Source organism: Paenibacillus sp. CAU 1782 (assembly GCF_054551715.1).
Genome location: NZ_JBTOLL010000036.1, coordinates 1 through 1,461, shown reverse-complemented (window position 1 = coordinate 1,461; position 1,461 = coordinate 1). Strand labels below are relative to the sequence as shown.

Sequence of the window (1,461 nt, the reverse complement as noted above, 5' to 3'; positions counted from 1 at the left end):
TGGTATCTTTATCCTGTTCAAACAAAAAAAATTCTCCTAATGTGGAAGTGTGGCCATACGTTATCCATCACTCTCACAAAAGGAGAACACCCATGGATAACTTACCGAATTTACCGACCATTTGTCAATGCTTAAACCAACTAGAGCTCGAAAACGATCGGTTGTTGCTGAAGGATCACCGCGCAAAGAAGCTTTTTACGGGTAACACCATTCAACTGCATGTTGCAGGTCAACTTCTAGGTGCAACCTCCTACGACATGTTGAGTGAATACTTGCAGGCCAATGAGATGCTGCAAGAAATGACAGGTCTTTCTTCCATTAGTCCATCGGCACTCTCTCGCAAAACAAACACGCTGTGTACGGAGACCCTCCAAGCCCTGTTTGTGCGTTTGGTCCAGGAGATTCAGCTCCGACACCCGGATCGTTTAGACAAACTACCCGCCGGGAAAAAGCTTCGGCTTTTAGATGCTACGGAACTGACGTTGCCCATGCAACGGGCAAGTTGGGCCAGCTATTCAAAAAGCAAACGCGGTGTCAAAATGCATACGCGTGTCGTGGTTGCCGATCCAGAGCAGGTGGTTTATCCAGACCGAGTCATCGTAAGCACGGCAGATGTAAACGAGACGGAACTCTCACTTGAACTCGTAAGCGATCCCGAAGCGATCCATGTGATGGACCGTGGATTTCAAAAGCATGAACACTTTGAACGATGGGACCAACCCGAGCGCAAAATTAACTTTGTCGCACGCATTCGGGAGAATACAAAGCTTGAGGTCACACGAGATTTTCGCATCCCCAAAGCGAGTAAAGGATTTATTGTATGGGACCGTAAGGTCATCATCAATAAATGCAGCCGAAAGTTGCGACTCATCGTTTTTCGCGACGAACAGGAGAAAGAGTACTTCCTCATCACGAATTGTTTTGAGGCTACAGCCGCAGAGATTGCTCAGATGTATAAGTACCGCTGGCTCATTGAACTCTTTTTCAAGTGGATCAAACAGCACTTGCGACTGGTGAAGGTGTTCAGCTATTCGCCTCAGGGCATTTGGAACCAATTGTATCTTGTCCTCATTGCCTTTGCTCTGTGCACCCTTGTGCGCCTGCAGACCAAGACGCCTAAATCCACGTGGGATGTACTCAAGCTACTGCGGATCTATGCCAATCATCCGTGGCAGGTCATGCTCCAAGCGTTGCGGCGAGAACCGACACGTACGTCCAAAGGACGGCAGCAACGACCCATACGGCCGGGGTTACCTCCGAGTCGTCCGAAGCTCATCGTTCGCTAGACCGACTAACACAACATAATTTCCACTAAAAGGAAAACGATGCCACGCTTCTGCAGACATTCTTCTTTTTGAATCTAAGCCACAAAACGGACTGTAAATATATTGAACAAATGATTAAAAAAGCAATCTCGTAATATTTGTTGCTGGTAACGTCAGGTTATTTGCATGGCTAGTG

The 1,461-nt window shown here is 47.4% G+C and carries 1 protein-coding gene; it reads left to right on the top strand.

From position 1 onward, the window contains the following. Positions 1-92 precede the first annotated feature (92 nt). Positions 93-1,286 (top strand): IS4 family transposase, encoded by a 1,194-nt coding sequence (locus tag ACX93W_RS27260; RefSeq protein ID WP_459395522.1) that lies wholly within the window; start codon positions 93-95, stop codon positions 1,284-1,286. The last annotated feature ends 175 nt before the right edge of the window (positions 1,287-1,461 follow it).